This is a genomic window from Microbulbifer maximicatervae (SeqCode) (assembly GCF_052467065.1).
On the sequence record NZ_CP174299.1, the window covers coordinates 3,122,384 to 3,138,365 of the forward strand.

The 15,982-nt window shown below is 47.7% G+C and carries 15 protein-coding genes; 12 read left to right on the top strand and 3 right to left on the bottom strand.

Annotation, left to right across the window (positions count from 1 at the left end):
- The first annotated feature begins 18 nt into the window (after positions 1-18).
- Positions 19-777 carry a hypothetical protein gene (locus ACJJI1_RS13835; RefSeq protein WP_444912368.1) on the top strand — a complete coding sequence of 253 codons (759 nt, stop codon included), beginning with the start codon at positions 19-21 and terminating at the stop codon, positions 775-777.
- Positions 778-929: 152 nt separating this feature from the next.
- Entirely contained in the window at positions 930-2,438 is a 1,509-nt protein-coding gene (locus tag ACJJI1_RS13840; protein WP_413664798.1) for a fumarate hydratase, read from the top strand.
- Positions 2,439-2,479: 41 nt separating this feature from the next.
- Here the strand turns inward: ACJJI1_RS13840 and ACJJI1_RS13845 are convergent, their stop codons facing one another.
- Entirely contained in the window at positions 2,480-4,303 is a 1,824-nt protein-coding gene (locus tag ACJJI1_RS13845) for a DUF885 domain-containing protein (protein ID WP_444957012.1), read from the bottom strand.
- A 208-nt stretch (positions 4,304-4,511) separates the two neighbouring features.
- Here ACJJI1_RS13845 and ACJJI1_RS13850 point away from each other — a divergent pair, with 208 nt between their 5' ends.
- From ACJJI1_RS13850 to ACJJI1_RS13875, 6 genes are all read left to right on the top strand, one after another.
- Positions 4,512-4,856 (top strand): 4a-hydroxytetrahydrobiopterin dehydratase, encoded by a 345-nt coding sequence (locus tag ACJJI1_RS13850; protein ID WP_108732232.1) that lies wholly within the window; start codon positions 4,512-4,514, stop codon positions 4,854-4,856.
- 155 nt (positions 4,857-5,011) lie between these two features.
- The gene (locus tag ACJJI1_RS13855) at positions 5,012-5,485 is read left to right on the top strand and encodes an OsmC family protein (RefSeq protein WP_413664800.1); all 474 of its coding nucleotides are present in this window, start codon (positions 5,012-5,014) and stop codon (positions 5,483-5,485) included.
- Positions 5,486-5,723: 238 nt separating this feature from the next.
- Positions 5,724-5,963, top strand: coding sequence for a GNAT family N-acetyltransferase (locus ACJJI1_RS13860; RefSeq protein WP_444957013.1), 240 nt, complete (start codon positions 5,724-5,726; stop codon positions 5,961-5,963).
- 120 nt (positions 5,964-6,083) lie between these two features.
- Positions 6,084-6,824 (top strand): NUDIX domain-containing protein, encoded by a 741-nt coding sequence (locus ACJJI1_RS13865; RefSeq protein WP_444957014.1) that lies wholly within the window; start codon positions 6,084-6,086, stop codon positions 6,822-6,824.
- A gap of 203 nt (positions 6,825-7,027) precedes the next feature.
- Positions 7,028-8,215, top strand: coding sequence for an alpha/beta hydrolase-fold protein (locus tag ACJJI1_RS13870; RefSeq protein ID WP_444957015.1), 1,188 nt, complete (start codon positions 7,028-7,030; stop codon positions 8,213-8,215).
- 421 nt (positions 8,216-8,636) lie between these two features.
- Positions 8,637-9,674, top strand: a complete 1,038-nt coding sequence (locus ACJJI1_RS13875) for an energy transducer TonB (RefSeq protein ID WP_444957016.1) — start codon at positions 8,637-8,639, stop codon at positions 9,672-9,674.
- A 375-nt stretch (positions 9,675-10,049) separates the two neighbouring features.
- Here the strand turns inward: ACJJI1_RS13875 and ACJJI1_RS13880 are convergent, their stop codons facing one another.
- Positions 10,050-10,553 (bottom strand): thermonuclease family protein, encoded by a 504-nt coding sequence (locus ACJJI1_RS13880; protein WP_444912374.1) that lies wholly within the window; start codon positions 10,551-10,553, stop codon positions 10,050-10,052.
- Between the two features lie 298 nt (positions 10,554-10,851).
- On the bottom strand, positions 10,852-11,613 hold the full coding sequence (locus ACJJI1_RS13885) for a TlyA family RNA methyltransferase (protein WP_444957017.1): 762 nt from the start codon (positions 11,611-11,613) through the stop codon (positions 10,852-10,854).
- 126 nt (positions 11,614-11,739) lie between these two features.
- Here ACJJI1_RS13885 and nhaA point away from each other — a divergent pair, with 126 nt between their 5' ends.
- The 4 genes from nhaA to trxA all read left to right on the top strand — a co-directional run bounded on the left by nhaA (position 11,740) and on the right by trxA (position 15,978).
- Positions 11,740-13,215 (top strand): Na+/H+ antiporter NhaA, encoded by a 1,476-nt coding sequence (gene nhaA, locus ACJJI1_RS13890; protein ID WP_282931697.1) that lies wholly within the window; start codon positions 11,740-11,742, stop codon positions 13,213-13,215.
- Between the two features lie 103 nt (positions 13,216-13,318).
- Entirely contained in the window at positions 13,319-14,695 is a 1,377-nt protein-coding gene (locus ACJJI1_RS13895; protein WP_444957018.1) for a hypothetical protein, read from the top strand.
- A gap of 2 nt (positions 14,696-14,697) precedes the next feature.
- Positions 14,698-15,078 carry an MmcQ/YjbR family DNA-binding protein gene (locus ACJJI1_RS13900; protein ID WP_413664809.1) on the top strand — a complete coding sequence of 127 codons (381 nt, stop codon included), beginning with the start codon at positions 14,698-14,700 and terminating at the stop codon, positions 15,076-15,078.
- Positions 15,079-15,123: 45 nt separating this feature from the next.
- The gene (trxA, locus tag ACJJI1_RS13905) at positions 15,124-15,978 is read left to right on the top strand and encodes a thioredoxin (RefSeq protein WP_444957019.1); all 855 of its coding nucleotides are present in this window, start codon (positions 15,124-15,126) and stop codon (positions 15,976-15,978) included.
- Positions 15,979-15,982 lie beyond the last annotated feature (4 nt).

Genomic DNA, 15,982 nt, shown 5'->3' on the forward strand with positions numbered 1-15,982 from the left:
TATCGGGTGTATCGAACCATGCAACGCAAAGAGCCCACACTGGGCGGCAGCGCCGCTCTTGAACCATCACTGGACCTCACTACCAGCGAAGAAAGGAGTGATTCACCAGAGCCCCAGGTGATCGTGGAGGAGCGCCGAGGTGGTTTCTCTTTCTTGGGGCTATGTGCCCTGATTATGGCGATGGGTGGCCTGGGTGCCTCGGGTTTCCTGTACCAGCAGTGGCAGGACAGCCGGACCCTGTTGAGTGATGCAGAGACTCGTATTGCCGATGCGGAAAACCGTATTGCTGAACTGGAGAAGCGCTTTAGCCTCTCCGATGAGGAATCTACGGCATCGGTCGAAGTGCTGAATGCAAAAGCCAAGGAAAACTCCTCGGAGATCCGCAAACTGTGGGGTGTTGCTTATGACACCAACCGCAAGAGTATCTCCGCCAATAAAACAGCAGTCGCGGCTAACAAAAAGCGAGTCGCCGCTCTTAGCACAAAGCTCAGCGGCCTCGAGTCCAGCGTGAAGAAAATCGCCGCTGTAGAGGCTTCGCTGGCAGAGTTGCGCAAGGGCAATACAGATTCCCAGCGTGAGATGACCGACAAGCTTGCACGTCTGGAGCGCCAGCTGGCTTCAGTGCGCAGTGACCTGACTATGCGTGTCGGTGCGAATGAAGAGGCTGTAGAGTCTATCGATGCTTACCGCCGTTCGGTGAATAAGGATTTGGTGCAGCTTCGCGATGCGATTCGCTCCCTGCAGTCCAGCGGTGATTCCACAGCTTCATCCATGTAGTTTTCCGGTTGAGTTAAAAAAGGCGGACCTGGTGTCCGCCTTTTTTTATTCCGTTTTCCCTTTAGGTGAATGGGATTTCTGGGAATATCTGGGTCAATAACCCTACATTTCGTGTAGAATCGCCGGCCTCGAGACGTTAATCGGAGTTGGCAATGACCACTATCCGCCAGGATGATCTGATCGGCAGCGTGGCCGATGCGCTGCAATTTATTTCTTACTACCACCCACAGGACTTCATTCAGGCCCTGAACAAGGCTTATGAGAAAGAGGTCAACCCGGCGGCCAAGGACGCCATGGCCCAGATCCTGATCAACTCACGCATGTGTGCCGAGGGCCACCGCCCAATCTGTCAGGATACCGGCATTGTCACCGTGAAGTTGAAAGTGGGCATGAATGTGCGTTGGGAAGCGGACATGAGCGTTACCGATATGGTTAACGAAGGTGTGCGCCGGGCCTATCAAAATGCCAGCAACGTGCTGCGTGCCTCTATTCTGGAAGATCCAGATGGTGCTCGTAAGAATACCGGAGACAATACTCCGGCGGTGATTCACTATGAAATCGTTCCCGGTGATACCGTAGAAGTTTATGTGGCAGCTAAGGGCGGCGGCAGTGAAGCCAAAACCAAGTTTGCCATGCTGAATCCATCAGACTCGGTGGTTGACTGGGTGCTGAAGATGGTTCCACAGATGGGTGCCGGCTGGTGTCCGCCCGGCATGCTGGGTATTGGTATTGGCGGTACCGCTGAGAAAGCGATGCTGTTGGCCAAAGAATCCCTGCTAGACCCCATCGACATTCAGGAACTGCAAGAGCGCGGAGCCTCTAACCGTGCTGAAGAGCTGCGTCTGGAACTCTATGATTCCGTCAACAAACTGGGCATCGGCGCCCAGGGCCTGGGCGGACTGACCACTGTGTTGGATGTGAAGATCAAGGATTATCCTACCCACGCTGCCAACAAGGCTGTGGCGATCATCCCCAACTGCGCGGCTACCCGTCACACCCACTTTACCCTGGATGGCTCCGGGCCCGCTCGCCAGACTCCGCCTAAGTTGGAAGACTGGCCGGAAATTACCCGCGAAGCGGGCAGCAATACCCGTCGGGTAAACCTGAATACCATTACTGCAGAAGATATCCAAAGCTGGCAGCCGGGTGAGACCCTGCTGCTGAACGGCAAGATGCTGACTGGTCGCGATGCGGCGCACAAGAAAATGGTAGATATCCTCGCCAAAGGCGAGAAGTTGCCTGTGGATCTCACCGGCCGCTTTATCTACTACGTAGGCCCGGTAGATCCGGTGCGCGATGAGGTTGTTGGTCCCGCTGGCCCAACCACTGCTACCCGTATGGATAAATTCACTCGCACTATGCTGGAAGAAACCGGCTTGGCGGGGATGATCGGTAAGGCGGAGCGCGGCCCCATGGCAATTGAGGCGATCCGCGATAATAAAGCGGTATACCTGATGGCTGTCGGTGGCGCTGCTTATCTGGTTGCCCAGGCGATTAAAGGCTCCGAAGTAATCGCCTTCCCCGAGCTGGGAATGGAAGCGATTTACGAGTTCGAAGTAGAAGATATGCCGGTAACTGTGGCTGTCGACAGTCAGGGTGAGTCAGTACACACTACTGGCCCGCTGATCTGGAAAGCCAAGATTGCCGAAGGTGAGGTGTAACGCTTCCGCCATTTAAAGAAAGGCCCCAACAGGGGCCTTTTTTATTGGAATTTATTGCCTTGCTCAGCTAAGTCCGCCAGCATCAGTTCGCGAATAATTGGTATAGGTGCACTGCCATAGCTCAGGAACATCTCATGGAATCCCTTGAGGCTAAAGTTGTTGCCCATTTTCTTTTTGATTTCCTCGCGCAGGGCCAAAATATCTGTAAAACCAGCAAAATAGCTGGTGAGCTGCACTTGGCTTAAGGTCGCCCTGCGCCATTTACCCTCTGCTTCAGCCTGTTGTTGAAAGGCATCCCTGACCATTAACTTCATCGCCTCTGCTTGGCTGATACCCTTTACCTGTACCTCATAATCCAAAATGGTATTAGTGATAGTGCGCAAGTTCCACTTGTAGTACATCAGCCACAGCTCGGGGGAAAAATTACCGTAACCCGCATCCAGCATCATGCGTTCCGCATAGACGGCCCAGCCTTCGATCATGGCAGTATTGCCGAGAATAGTTTTCAGGATACTGGGGGACTGGTTGGCGTAAACCAGTTGAGTGTAGTGCCCGGGAATCGCTTCATGGATATTGAGTATCTGCAGGATATAGTCGTTGTATTCTCGCAGTAAGCTCTCCGCCCGTTGATCGGAGTAGGTCTCTATGGGCATCACGTTGTAATAGGTATTTGCATTTTTATGGTAGGGGCCAGGCGCATTAATGGAAGCTACAGCAAAGCCTTGCATATAGGCTGGAGTTGTTCGAACTACCAGTGGCTTTTCCTTGTCCAGGCTTAACAGGTTTTTTTCGGTCACAAACTCTGCCAGCTCCGGGATCTGTTGCTCTACTTTTTTCTTGAAAGTGTCTTTGGTGGCATGATATTGGGAAAGCTTGTTCAGCAGCTTTTCAATTTTTACCAGTGGCTCGTTGGGTGGGGAATCAGAAGGAAAGTATTTTGGCCAGAGTTGATCGGCAAGCTTGGTCATTTTATCGTGGGTTACCTGCTTCTCTATGATGGCGCGCTGGTATAGTTCAGCAGCGCTCATTCCAATATTGATATCAAACTGGAATTTTTCTTCGTAGAGTTTTTCACCGATACGAAAATCACGGAATTTTCCGGATTTAGTCAATTTCTTTTGTAGGTTTTGTAGGAAGTGGATATAGCTTTGTATCGCTAAGCGAGAATCGTGCATTCGCCGTAGGAAAATCTCCTTTGCGTCCGCAGGCATCTGACTTTCTTTAACCGTTTTTTCCAGCTCTTCACCAAAGACTTCCAGTGAGCCTGTACTCTGTTGAATTGCTAATTCAAGCTGTGGCGCTGCCGGACGATAGATAGCTGCCTTAGCGGCCTGATAGTACTCAGGCACTTGCAGCATACGAGTGCTAACGGTATGTAGGCGCTTTAGAAGTGGCGCATAGTCGGTGTTTAGGATCAGGGCAAAAGAATGGGAAACATTATAGATGGATGGGTCCCATTGGTATGACTTAAAACGGGTATATTGCCATTGCAGTCGCTGCAGAAAATTTTCTATAAGAGCGAGATTACTGCGTGAATTGATATTGAGCTGGCTTTTATCCAAGGCTGCAAATTTGCGCTCATAGATTTGAGCAAAATCCAATACAAATTCACGATAACTCTTATCGGGCACCTGAAGCTCTTTGGCTACTTCATAGTAGCCTTCACTGAGCGCCCAGGATGGGAATAAATTCCATAGGCCGTGTATAAATTGCTGACAGAGCTGCTCGAATGCCAGGTTTGTCTCGGAGCGCATTTCCTCCAGGATAACCTTCTCAGGTGGAGGAAGGCGCTCTCTATCCACTTGCTGGCGCTCACAGGCTCCTAGAGATACTAGAAGTAGTAATAGGCTGAGGTGTGCTTTCATGACAATCCTCACGTTAATCTGCCGATGTCGACCCAAGGCTGCGGTGGCCATAGATCGTCCAATATTTTTAGCATGCGGTTCCATTTTGTGATGGTAAAACCGGATAAAATGCGTTTTTGAGCCCTGTACTTGTTTCGTTAAGGGGGGGCGGGTAGAGTGAGGCCGGCCCAATTGAGCCGATAATAAACAAGGTTTTGAGGACCGATTCATGACCGAACTAGCTCAACAACAATGTGAAGCCTGTCGTGCCGATGCGCCGCTGGTGAGTGATGACGAACTGCCAGGACTGCTACGGCAGATTCCCGACTGGACGCCGATGACCCGTGACGGAATTATGCAGCTGGAACGCGTGTTTAAGTTTCGTAACTTCAAGCAGGCTCTGGCGTTTACCAACCGTGTCGGCGCGATTGCTGAAGAGGTGGGGCATCACCCCGCACTGCTGACTGAATGGGGTAAGGTTACGGTTACCTGGTGGAGTCACGAGGCTAAGGGCCTGCACAAAAATGACTTTATCATGGCTGCTCGCACCGATGAGCAGGTGGATGCCGCTTAACTAGTATTTCTTGTGGCGCCTATATCCGGCTTTGGGAGGCGATGGACCATTTGAAATAGCACTCACCGGTTCTTGGTAATCTTAGGGCTGGTGAGCATCCCAATTTAGCCCCTTTTCCCCCAAGGCTAGGGGTGTCGTCTAAAGGGAGATAAGTCTTGTCAGAGTATACTTCAACGGTGACCTGGAAACGCGACGAGCAGATTTTCACCGATAATCAATACAGTCGCGCCCACACCTGGCAATTTGATGGTGGGGCATCTATCCCAGCCTCCTCTTCCCCCCATGTTGTACCCATTCCCTATTCAGTAGTTGAAAACGTTGATCCAGAAGAAGCTTTTGTAGCGGCTCTTTCCAGCTGCCATATGTTGTTTTTTCTATCGATTGCAGCCAAGCGAGGGTTTGTGGTTGATGAATATTGCGATGAAGCTATAGGAATTATGGGGGCTGATAAGGATGGTCGAATTGCTATGACTAAAGTTACCCTGCGTCCTTCAGTGCGCTTCTCCGGTGAAAAACAACCCAGTCGCGAGCAGTTAGAAAAAATACATCATCTTTCCCACAAACAGTGTTTTATTGCGAACTCCGTGAAAGCTGAAGTGGTGACAGAGATCCAGGAAGTTCCAATTTAAGGAGCCTATAGCGGTTTGGTTGTCGCTGGGTACTAGGTAGGCTTAGCGGCACTATTAATTTGTTTATTTTTTTCGGCGATGTACGTACACAATTATTGAGAAAGTAGCTTCTACCGAGGATTTCCTCAAACTGCGAGAGATAACAGGCTTAACCCCCAGAAGCCGTGAAGCAGCGGAAAAAGGCCTTCCAAATAGTTTGTATGGTATCCATATAAAAAGACAATCTGAAACTGTCGCTATGGGGCGGGTAGTGGGGGATGGCGCACTTAATTTTGAGATAGTGGATGTTGCTGTCGATCCCAAATTCCAAGGTGTTGGCCTGGGGCGTCAGATCATGGAGCACATTATGGCTTACCTGGATCGAGAAGCCCTTCCTTCAGCATATATTACGTTGATGGCAGATGTTCCCGAGCTTTATAGAAAATTTGGATTTGAATTGAGCCGTCCAGATACTGAAGGGATGTATCTTATCAAATAATGGCACAGAGCTATTATTTTGGATTCGAAGTTGGCTTTACATCAATGAACGAATGATTGATTCAGTGTTGGCTATATCGTTTATGGTATTGAAATCATTTAGGTGTTGAATAGGTTGCTTGTGTTTCATCATACAGTTGATTCCTTTAATTGCGTTACTTTGGATCTCGAGAATTTTTCTGGTACGGAAAATCAGTTCTTGGTTGAACTGGCAGCCATTATAGAAGTATCCAGAGTTAACAGACGAAAGTTGATATGGATAGATCTCCGAGATGCACTTACCCGGTTTATCCCGATATGCCTAAAGCATGGTTTTACATTTCATAGCTGTCGGGATTCTGCTACAAGGCTGGTTCTTAAGCTTCAGGAAGATGCATATGTTCCCTTCTACCCAACCCATACGGTGGGAGTTGGGGGATTCGTACTTCTTGATGGGCAACTGCTCTGTGTCCAGGGCCACAGTGCAGCATCGAGCCCGAAGCTGCCTGGAGGAACCGTTGACCTGGGTGAAAAGATAGCCGATGCGGTGATTCGTGAGGTTTATGAGGAGACCGGTGTGTCCTGCGAGTTTTCCTCAGTACTCGGATTTGCCACCCGATTTCCTACAAATTTAGGCTACACGGATATCTACTTCGTATGTGAATTGAGTGCCTTAAATCGGGATATTTCAATAACAGATACGGAAGAAATTAAGCATGCTTCCTGGGTGGATATTGACCACTACTTAAATGGAGGGCATATCTCAGCATTTAATAGACATGTTGCTGAAATGTCCTTGCAGAGGCTTGGTTTAACTCCTGTCAGCCAGGACTCTTACAAGGATCCTTTCGCAAAGCAGGAAATATTTTGGACTAATGCCTGAAGGGGCCAAATGATTAGTTGAGTATATATTGCTGTTTAACCACTTACTTTGGGGGCAGAGGGAAAGACTAGACTGCATTCTAAACACATTGTGAATTCTTCATTCTCATTGAGTCCAGAACGCGGCGTATGATTTCTTCCTCTTCTGATTATTAAATTATTAGTGGGTTAAATGGTTAGCTGGTGGAAAGATGGAGTGTTCCTATGAAAAGCAAACTTATAGCTATTTTAATTACTGCAGTTTGGAGTTTAACTGCTCAATCCAAAGAGTTAACTATTGGTGAGCGCAAGGTTATTGCCTCGCAAACTCTTGAAGAGAAAAGGGAGTACTGGATTTCTCTTCCCACATCCTTTAAAGAAGGTGGATATAAAGATTACCCGGTTCTCTATTTACTTGATGCAGATTTTAATAGCTTCTTTCATGTCTTCACAGGTATGGTTCGGCAGCTGAGCTCTGATGCCACCCCAGTAATTCCTGAAATGATTGTCGTAGGTATCGTAAGCCAAGAACGTGTTAGAGATAGCTCACCTACTAGATCGCTAATTGAATATGGCGGGCGTAAAAATCAGGCGCTTTCCAATACAGGGGGCGCTGATCAATTCCTTGAGTTCTTAAGAGAGGAGCTTATCCCAGAGATAAACGCAGAATATCCGACATCCGGGTATCAAATTCTTGCAGGTTACTCATTTACAGGTCTACCTGTTATCCATAGCTTATATTCGGCGCCTGAAGACTTTAATGCGTATATCGCTATTGATCCAAGTATGTGGTGGGATGAGCAGGTTATGTTAAAGCGGTATTCTGAATTCCTACAAGGTAAATCAACTGAAAAGCGCAGGCTGTTTATCGCTACTTCAGAGAGAATAGAAGGTGTATATCCTGATGAAAACTATGTTGCAGAATTTATTAGGCTGCTAAATGAGAAGCCCAAGAAAGGGCTGTACGTAGATTCAGTAACATATGGGACAGAAGAAAATCATCATACAATGCCCGTTATTAGCTTTTATAGAGGGCTTCGATCAATTTTTGATGGTTATATGATCGATGATCAAGCTAGATTTCGCACCGCAGTGAATGTTAAAAATCACTTCGAACAGTTCTCAAGAAAGCTCGGAGGGACGTTTATGTTGAGGGAAGATGTTATTAGTTTCTTTGGCTATGATCGTCTCTATAATGATCAGTTTGGCATAGATGTTGATAAGGCAATAGAATTTTTCGAATTGAATACACAGTTTTATCCAGGTTCATATAAAACCTGGGATAGTTTGGCTGAAGCTTATATGGTAAAGGGGGAGAAAGAGCTTGCTATAGATTGTTATAGAAAATCATTGTTAATAAATCCTGATAATGAAAATGCTAAAAGTAGAATGTCTGATTTATTGATATATTAGTTTTTTTAAGTCTAGCTCCTTATAGTCGTGTGCTGCCCTTGGGTAGGTGGTGAAAAAGACTCGCTGATAGTGGCTCGATTGATTGCTGCACAAGCAGGCTGGAAACTCTTTTGAGAGTGAGGGTTAGACAGTTGACGCTCAAAGAGAAATGTTTTAGCTGAGTCCTCATAAAGTCGTGCACTGATCTGTAATTTGAGCTTTCAATATGAGCTCTGTGTTAGCTGGAAGTAGTCTTATCTATTTGATATTATTTCAGTATAACCTGTGAGTGTACTTGTGATAATCAGGTTTGATTATATCGGCAAAATAATATTTTCTATTTGTGCCCATAAGGAAGTTATAGTCGATTGTGGCTAGGTACCCCTAAAGCTTGAGCTGACTATTTAAGTTTTAGGGCAATTTATTATGGTAAGGTTGTTTAATGAGAAGGATAGTTCTCCCGTTTTTTTTACTTTTTTCTGGTTGGGTATTTTCTGGAGAAAGTAAAGATGAGGCGGTTGGAGATATTTTTACTAGCGCAAAATTAATTGAGCGTTCCCCGCTTAAGTATCCGCCCTCAGAAGCTCGCTCCCAAAGAGAGGGGTGGGTTGTTTTGAGTTATGTTGTTTCGGTTGAGGGTGTTGCAGTTGATGCGATAGTTGTCGATTCTAGCGGCAATAAACAATTTGAGAGGAGTGCGTTAAGTAATATTAAAACATGGACTTGGGAGCCGGCGACATTAAATGGGAATCCGGTAGAGCAAATTTATACTCGGAGCAAGTTTAGTTTTAATATGAAAAGGACACCCTCTGGGGCAAGGCGTTCTTTTGTTTTAAGGTATAAGGAAGCGGCCTCTCTCATTAAGAATGGTAGTCTCGATGAGGCCGAAGTTAAAATTGAAAAGCTGGGAAAACGTGAGAAATGGAATCACTATGAGGATTCCTGGTTTTGGTGGTTAAAGGCACAATACAATTTGGCACAGGGGAACAAAGAGGCAGCTTATGGGAACCTGTTAAAGTCGATAGCTTATGAAGGTGTTTATCTTCCTGATGCGTTTTACATGACTGCACTGGAGATTTTATTTCTATCGCAAGTTGAGCGTGCTTACTATGCAGATGCCTTGGATACCTTTTCCAAGATGAAAGAATTTTCGGATGGAAAATATGAAGATAAAATCTCAGAGTTAAGCAGCATTGAAGAAAAAGTCAAGGTTTTTCTTGCTGGCGATAGCCCTATTGCTGTTAGTGGTGCCATTGGCGAGCATGAAAACTGGCCGTATAAGCTCAATAGAAGAAAGTTCTATTATCAAAATATAGTTGGTAGTGTTGATAAGTTTGAATTAAGGTGCGATAGAAATAGGCAGGTCTTTGAGTTTTTGCTGGATAATACTTGGGAGGTGCCGGAAAGTTGGGGGGCATGTACCGTGTATGTTTATGGTGAGGAAGGCACTAAAGTTGAAATTGTTGAGCTTAGAGGTTAATTGGGTGGGGCAATTTGATTGCTTTGGGTATCTATTTTTGTTGGCTGCATATCGCTGTAAAATAGAGGCTTAATTCAAGAGGGTCCCTGCTTTGTCGGGGGCCCAGATAGTAATAGTTTGTAAAATGATTACTCTAATAAATTTCTGATAAATTGTAGTAATTCAGACTTGACCTGACAGAGTACCTCCAGAAAAACCAGTAACTGTCAGATCAAATATGAACTAATCCAAATTAGAATCGCTACTTTAGAAGTTAAGTAGCTATTGTTTTCAATGGTTATACTCAACTTGGTGATCTGAAGTTCTACTGTTTTCCTAAAGTCAGATTGCCAAGTTATTTGATGCAGTATTTTTCTGATTTTTATTGCGTTTGAGCTAGTTATCTAAAGTTAAGTTGTGCTCTGGGTTGTAGTAACAGTAATCATAGTCCAAGTTCTTGCGAAAACAGTAGGGGTCTATAGCGTCAGCATCCGACCATAACCCAAGGCCGTAGTAGTAGGCGAATTCCTGCTCTAGTTCAAATTCGCTGCCGCAGTAGTATTCATAATTCCAGGCAGCTCCTCGTATCACCATTTCTTGATTGATATTGTACCCATTCACATACAGGTACCCCGTTTCCCGCCCATAGACATCTTTTCCGGTAGATTCGAAATCAACTGAACCAAATGACAATAAGTAGCTGAGAGTTTGAGTGGCTTCGGATCCGTAAGATTGGGTGTTGGGATTGGTTTCAGGGGCATCAATGCAGTTTAAACGGATTTTTATGTACTCACTGTCGACGTAACCGTGAACTGTATCGCCATCAATAACTTGATAGTTTATTAGCGGAGCCGCCTGTATAGAAGTGGATAGGGCCGCCATGATAAGTAGTTTTTTCATTATGATTATCCTGGATAGAGTTGCATGGCGGAGAATAGGTAGGAGTTGTTACGACCCTATGTATAAATAGTGATATAAAAAATGGATTTTTATTAAATGGATAGTGAAGTCACATTTTTAATAGGGAGGGTTGCTTTTAACGATTTGGTAAAACATCTGCTGGGCACTATGCAAAAAGTATATGAAGCGATAGTAAGCGTTAAGATAGTAGCGTTATTTTTTATTTTGACGGGTCCGATAGCTCTTATTTTCTAGAACTATCGGGGTTGGAAATAGGGTTGATATATTCAAAGGTACTTTAGGTTTGGCGTGGACTTGCCCAAAGTAAAAACTCCCGATTGCCATCGCCGCCCTTTATTGGGCTATCAATATACTCTTTCACCTCAAGTCCCAAGTCTTCACATAAGGCAGTAATGCGCTCGCGCACCTCCGGGTAGTATTTGGCATCACGCACCAAACCACCCTTGCCGATCCCCTCCGGGCCCACTTCAAATTGCGGTTTAACCAGGCTTAAGAGTTGCCCCGAAGGTTTAAGCAAGGCGGGTAACTGCGGCAGAATGAGCGCTTGGGAAATAAAAGAGACATCCATAACGATGGCATCAAAACCTGCGTCTCCGTGGGGGGTGATTTGGGAGGCTTCCAGGTGGCGTGCATTTACCCCTTCAAATAGGTGCATACGGGGGTCGTCCAGTAACTTCTGCGCCAACTGATCTCGCCCAACATCAACACCGACGACTGATGCTGCTCCCCGTTGAAGTAGGCAGTCGCTAAAACCGCCAGTAGAGCAGCCAACATCCAGTGCGTGCCACCCAGAGGGGTTTAGTCCTGTCTGGTCGAGGATGGCGGCCAATTTCAGGCCCGCTCGGGAAACATACTGGTCTTCCGGTAGGGGGGTGACTTCAAGGGCGCAATCTTCTGGAATGCTCTGCCCGGCCTTGCGCGCGGGCTGGAGGGTACCGCCATCGGATACCATGACCCTTCCGGCATCAATCAGTTTCTTTGCATGGGTGCGGGAGTTTGCCAGCTCTCTCTGTACAAGCAGTTGATCCAATCGGGTCATGTTTCGCGGTGCAATCCTGTTTACATAATTGAGAATACAGGGCCCATGCTAACCTCTGGCTCCAGCAGGTAGAAGTGCGGCTCCGCAAATTGTGGGACTAATCTTTAGTAAGGAGGATGTTAGCTGATGGCAAAAAGCGTTCTGGATAAGTTCAAAATTCGCAAGGGAAAGGTCTTTGAGGCGCCACTTGAGGGTGCCTTTGGGCGCTTGGTTACTCCCTTTGAAGAATTTATCCATCGCCAAAGTAGCAGTGGTATTTTGTTGATGCTATCTGCTCTGGCGGCGTTGGTTATTGCCAACTCTCCTTTGCAGGAGGCTTACAAACACCTGTTGCACATGCCCATCAGCCTCAGCGCGGGAAACTGGGAATTCTCTCTCTCCTTACATCACTGGATCAACGATGGCTTGATGGCGATCTTTTTCTTTCTGGTGGGATTGGAATTAAAGCGCGAATTTATGGTGGGAGAGCTGTCCGACCTTCGCCAGGCTGTACTTCCGGTGATGGCGGCAATTGGCGGAATGGTGGTGCCGGCACTTATTTACGCTTCTTTTAATGCGGATAGTGGTGCAGAACGCGGCTGGGGCATTCCCATGGCCACGGATATAGCATTTGCTGTCGGCTGTATTGCCCTTTTGGGGAATCGGGTGCCTCGTGCGGTAGTTACTTTCCTGGTTGCGCTAGCCATTGTGGATGATTTGGGCGCAATTTTAGTGATTGCAATCTGGTATACCGAACAGGTGAATATCACTGCGCTGATTGCGGCGGGTTGCCTGGTAGTGATTATGTGGCTGCTAAAAGCGGCGGGAGTTCGCAGTTCTCCGGCCTATGTATTTGTCGGTGTGCTGCTCTGGTATGAGTTCTACCTGGCGGGGGTACATGCGACTATTGCGGGGGTGATTACGGCAATGGCACTGCCGGCCAAACCCAAATATGACCCGGTGGCCTTTAGTACCTTTGTAAAGGATATTATTCGCAGCTTTGACCGCTGTTTCCGTCCAGGCGATAAGATTATTGCTAACGATGCGTTGCGCGCCCGAGTGATGGCGCTGGGAAATGGCGTCAACCTGGCGCAATCGCCGCTACAGCGCATGGAAACCCGCCTGCACACACCGGTGGGTTTCGTAATAATCCCTATTTTTGCATTGGCTAACGCCGGTATTCCCTTTAGTAGTTTTACCAGTTCTTCGGCAGTGATAAATCCTGTCACCCTAGGGGTCATTTCCGGCTTGGTTGTGGGCAAGCTGGTGGGTATCGTTGGCGCCACCTGGATTGGCTGGAAGCTTGGCTGGGGCAAGTTGCCTAAGTCCGCCAATTTCCAACATATTGTCGGTGTTGCACTCCTTGGCGGGATTGGCTTCACTATGTCGATCTTCATTGCCGAGCTGGCCTTTAGCTCTGAATATGAGCTGTTGATCCAAGCTAAAGCGGGTATCCTACTGGCATCAGTAATTGCTGGAGTGGCGGGGTTCCTGGTATTGCGCAAAGCTCCGGTGGCCGATGAGTTTGAAGTTCATGGGGAGGGGGAGCCCCTGGATGAAGGTGGCAGCGATAGCCTTGGGGAAGGGAAAGACGTAGAACAGCAGCCCAGCCGCCAGGGTTAAGTTGTTTTAGCGTTCCTGATGTCACTGCGTCTCGGTCCTGGAGGGGCCTGATTCCATTAGTTTCCAGTTCCCATTGTTAATGTACGTGAGAGAAATAAGAATTATGTATTTGAGAACACTGGCACAGGCGCTATCAGTGCTGGCTATTTCCCTTCTGCTCGGGGCTTGTGATGGCCAAACTACAGCTAATAAAAAAGCCGATTCTGAAGTCGGGGTTGATAATCAATCGACTACAACCAATCCCAAATCCGATAATGGAGTTAGTGCGATGGATAGTCTGGCCCAGGCTTATGTCCTTCTAGTACTTGAACTGGGAAATCATGACGACAGCTATGTCGATGCCTATTACGGTCCGGCTGAATTGCGTGAAACTGCCACCAAGAGTAAGGCGAGCGCTGCAGATATTGCCCGGCGCGGTGAATCTTTACTGGCAGAGCTGCCAGCGGTAATCGACGGCGATGGGTCTATCGAAAACCTGCGTATGCATTACCTGAAGACACAGTTGCGGGCCCTGGTGTTCCATGCTCGTAGTCTGGCAGGAGAGAGCCCGAGAAGCTTCGCCAATGAAGCTCGAACCCTCTACGACACCGAGCCCCCGCAGCAGGATTTGGAAAGTTTTGAACCCATGCTGGAGGAGTTGGAAGCATTACTCCCAGGTGAGCAGCCCTTAAGTGAGAGGGTAGCCAGCTTCCGCAAAGCTTATGAAGTTCCTGCCGATCGCCTTCAGGCCGTATTTGATGCCGCCATTAAAGAATGCCGCGCGCGCACCAAGCAGTATGTTTCGCTCCCAGCGGATGAGAGTTTTGTACTGGAGTATGTCAGCGACAAACCCTGGAGTGGCTACAACTGGTATAAGGGGCGTTCGCACAGTCTTATACAGGTGAACAATGGCCTGCCTATTACGATAGATAGGGCTATTGATCTGGGCTGTCACGAAGGGTATCCGGGGCATCACACTTATAACGCGCTGTTGGAGCAAACTCTGGTCAAGGAACGGGGTTGGGCAGAGTACAGCGTTTACCCGCTTTTCAGTCCACAGTCACTGATTGCCGAAGGAAGTGCAAACTACGGGATTGAGCTGACTTTCCCCGGTGAAGAGAAAACCCGTTTTGAAATGGAAGTTCTCTACCCCCTAGCTGGCCTGGATCCGAAAACGGCGGAAAAGTATGAGCAGGTAATGGCCCTGGTAGATAAGCTGGGTTTTGCCGGCAATGAGATTGCCCGCCAGTATATCGACGGGGAAATTGAGGGCGCGCAGGTACCTGCGTTGTTTGAGAAATATACCTTGATGAGCCCCGCCAAGGCAGCACAGCGGAAGGATTTTGTAGATGCCTACGGCGCCTACGTAATTAATTACAATTGGGGTAAGACACTGGTTGCTGATTATGTAGAGCAGGGCAGTCAAAATAGTGAAGAGCGCTGGCAGCGCTTTACCCGCTTATTGTCCTCGCCGCGCCTGCCGTCATCCCTGGATTGGTAATCATGCAAAAAGGCACTTTGAGAGAGTATTTACTATCGCGCCCGGAAGCTATCGAGGATTTTCCTTTTGGCCCGGATGTAGCGGTATTTAAGATTAAGGGGCGTATGTTTGCTACCTTAAGCTGTTACCGCGGGGTGAACGCCAGTAATCTCAAGTGCGATCCCGATGAAGCCCAGGCCTTAAGGGACATCTTTTCCGGTGTTATCCCGGGTTACCATATGAACAAGAAACACTGGAATACGGTGTTGTTGGATGGCACAGTGCCCGATTATGAGATTGAGCGAATGGTGGATCGCTCATATGGCCTGGTGGTTAAGGGGCTTCGCAAGCTTGAGCGGGAGTCCCTGGAACTGGCCTATGGAGCGGAGCTGCTCTACCGCTAGAGGCCCCTGAGAATAGAAATACCCAGATTTAGTCTAGGAGAGGATGTGAACGAATTTATTGTCGATGTAACGGCAGAGAACGCCCAGCAAATTCTGATTGAAGAGTCCATGAAGCGCCCGGTAGTGGTGGACTTTTGGGCCGATTGGTGTGAGCCGTGCAAGCAGTTGATGCCGGTGTTGGAAAAACTGGCCAATGAGTATAGCGGTCAGTTTTTATTGGCGAAGGTCAATGCAGATACCGAGCAAATGCTGGCGGGTCAGCTGGGTGTACGCAGCTTGCCCACGGTAATGGTTTTAAAAGATGGCCAGCCGGTAGATGGCTTTGCCGGTGTGCAGCCAGAGACACAGATTCGTGAGATGCTGGATAAGTATCTGCCAAAACCCTGGGACATAAAGTTGCAGCAGGCACAGGCGTTAATCGGTGAAGATAAAGTGGCGGAAGCCCTGCCTCTGTTGCGTCAGGCTTATACGGAATCGTCTGAACGCACTGATATCGCCAAACAACTGGCTGCTATCTTGCTCGACCAAAACCGTGCCCAGGAAGCGGAGACTGTGCTCAGTAAAATTCTGCTGGCAGATCAGGACGCGGAATACCAGCAGCTGATGGCTCAATTGGAGCTGAAGCAACAGGCAGCGGAAACTCCAGAAATTCAGGCTCTGCAAAAGGCGCTGGAAGAAAACCCTGCGGATAGTGATTCTGCTTATCAATTGGCCGTGCAGTACAGCCAAGCCAACCGCCATGAAGAAGCACTGCAATTATTGCTGGATATTTTGCGTAAAGACATGGGCTTTGCCGATGGTGCTGCAAAGCAGACGTTTCTGGATATTGTAAAAAGTTTGGGTGCTGGCGACCCTGTTGCCACTCAGTTCCAGCGCAAGTTAATGACTATGATGTTTTAAAAAT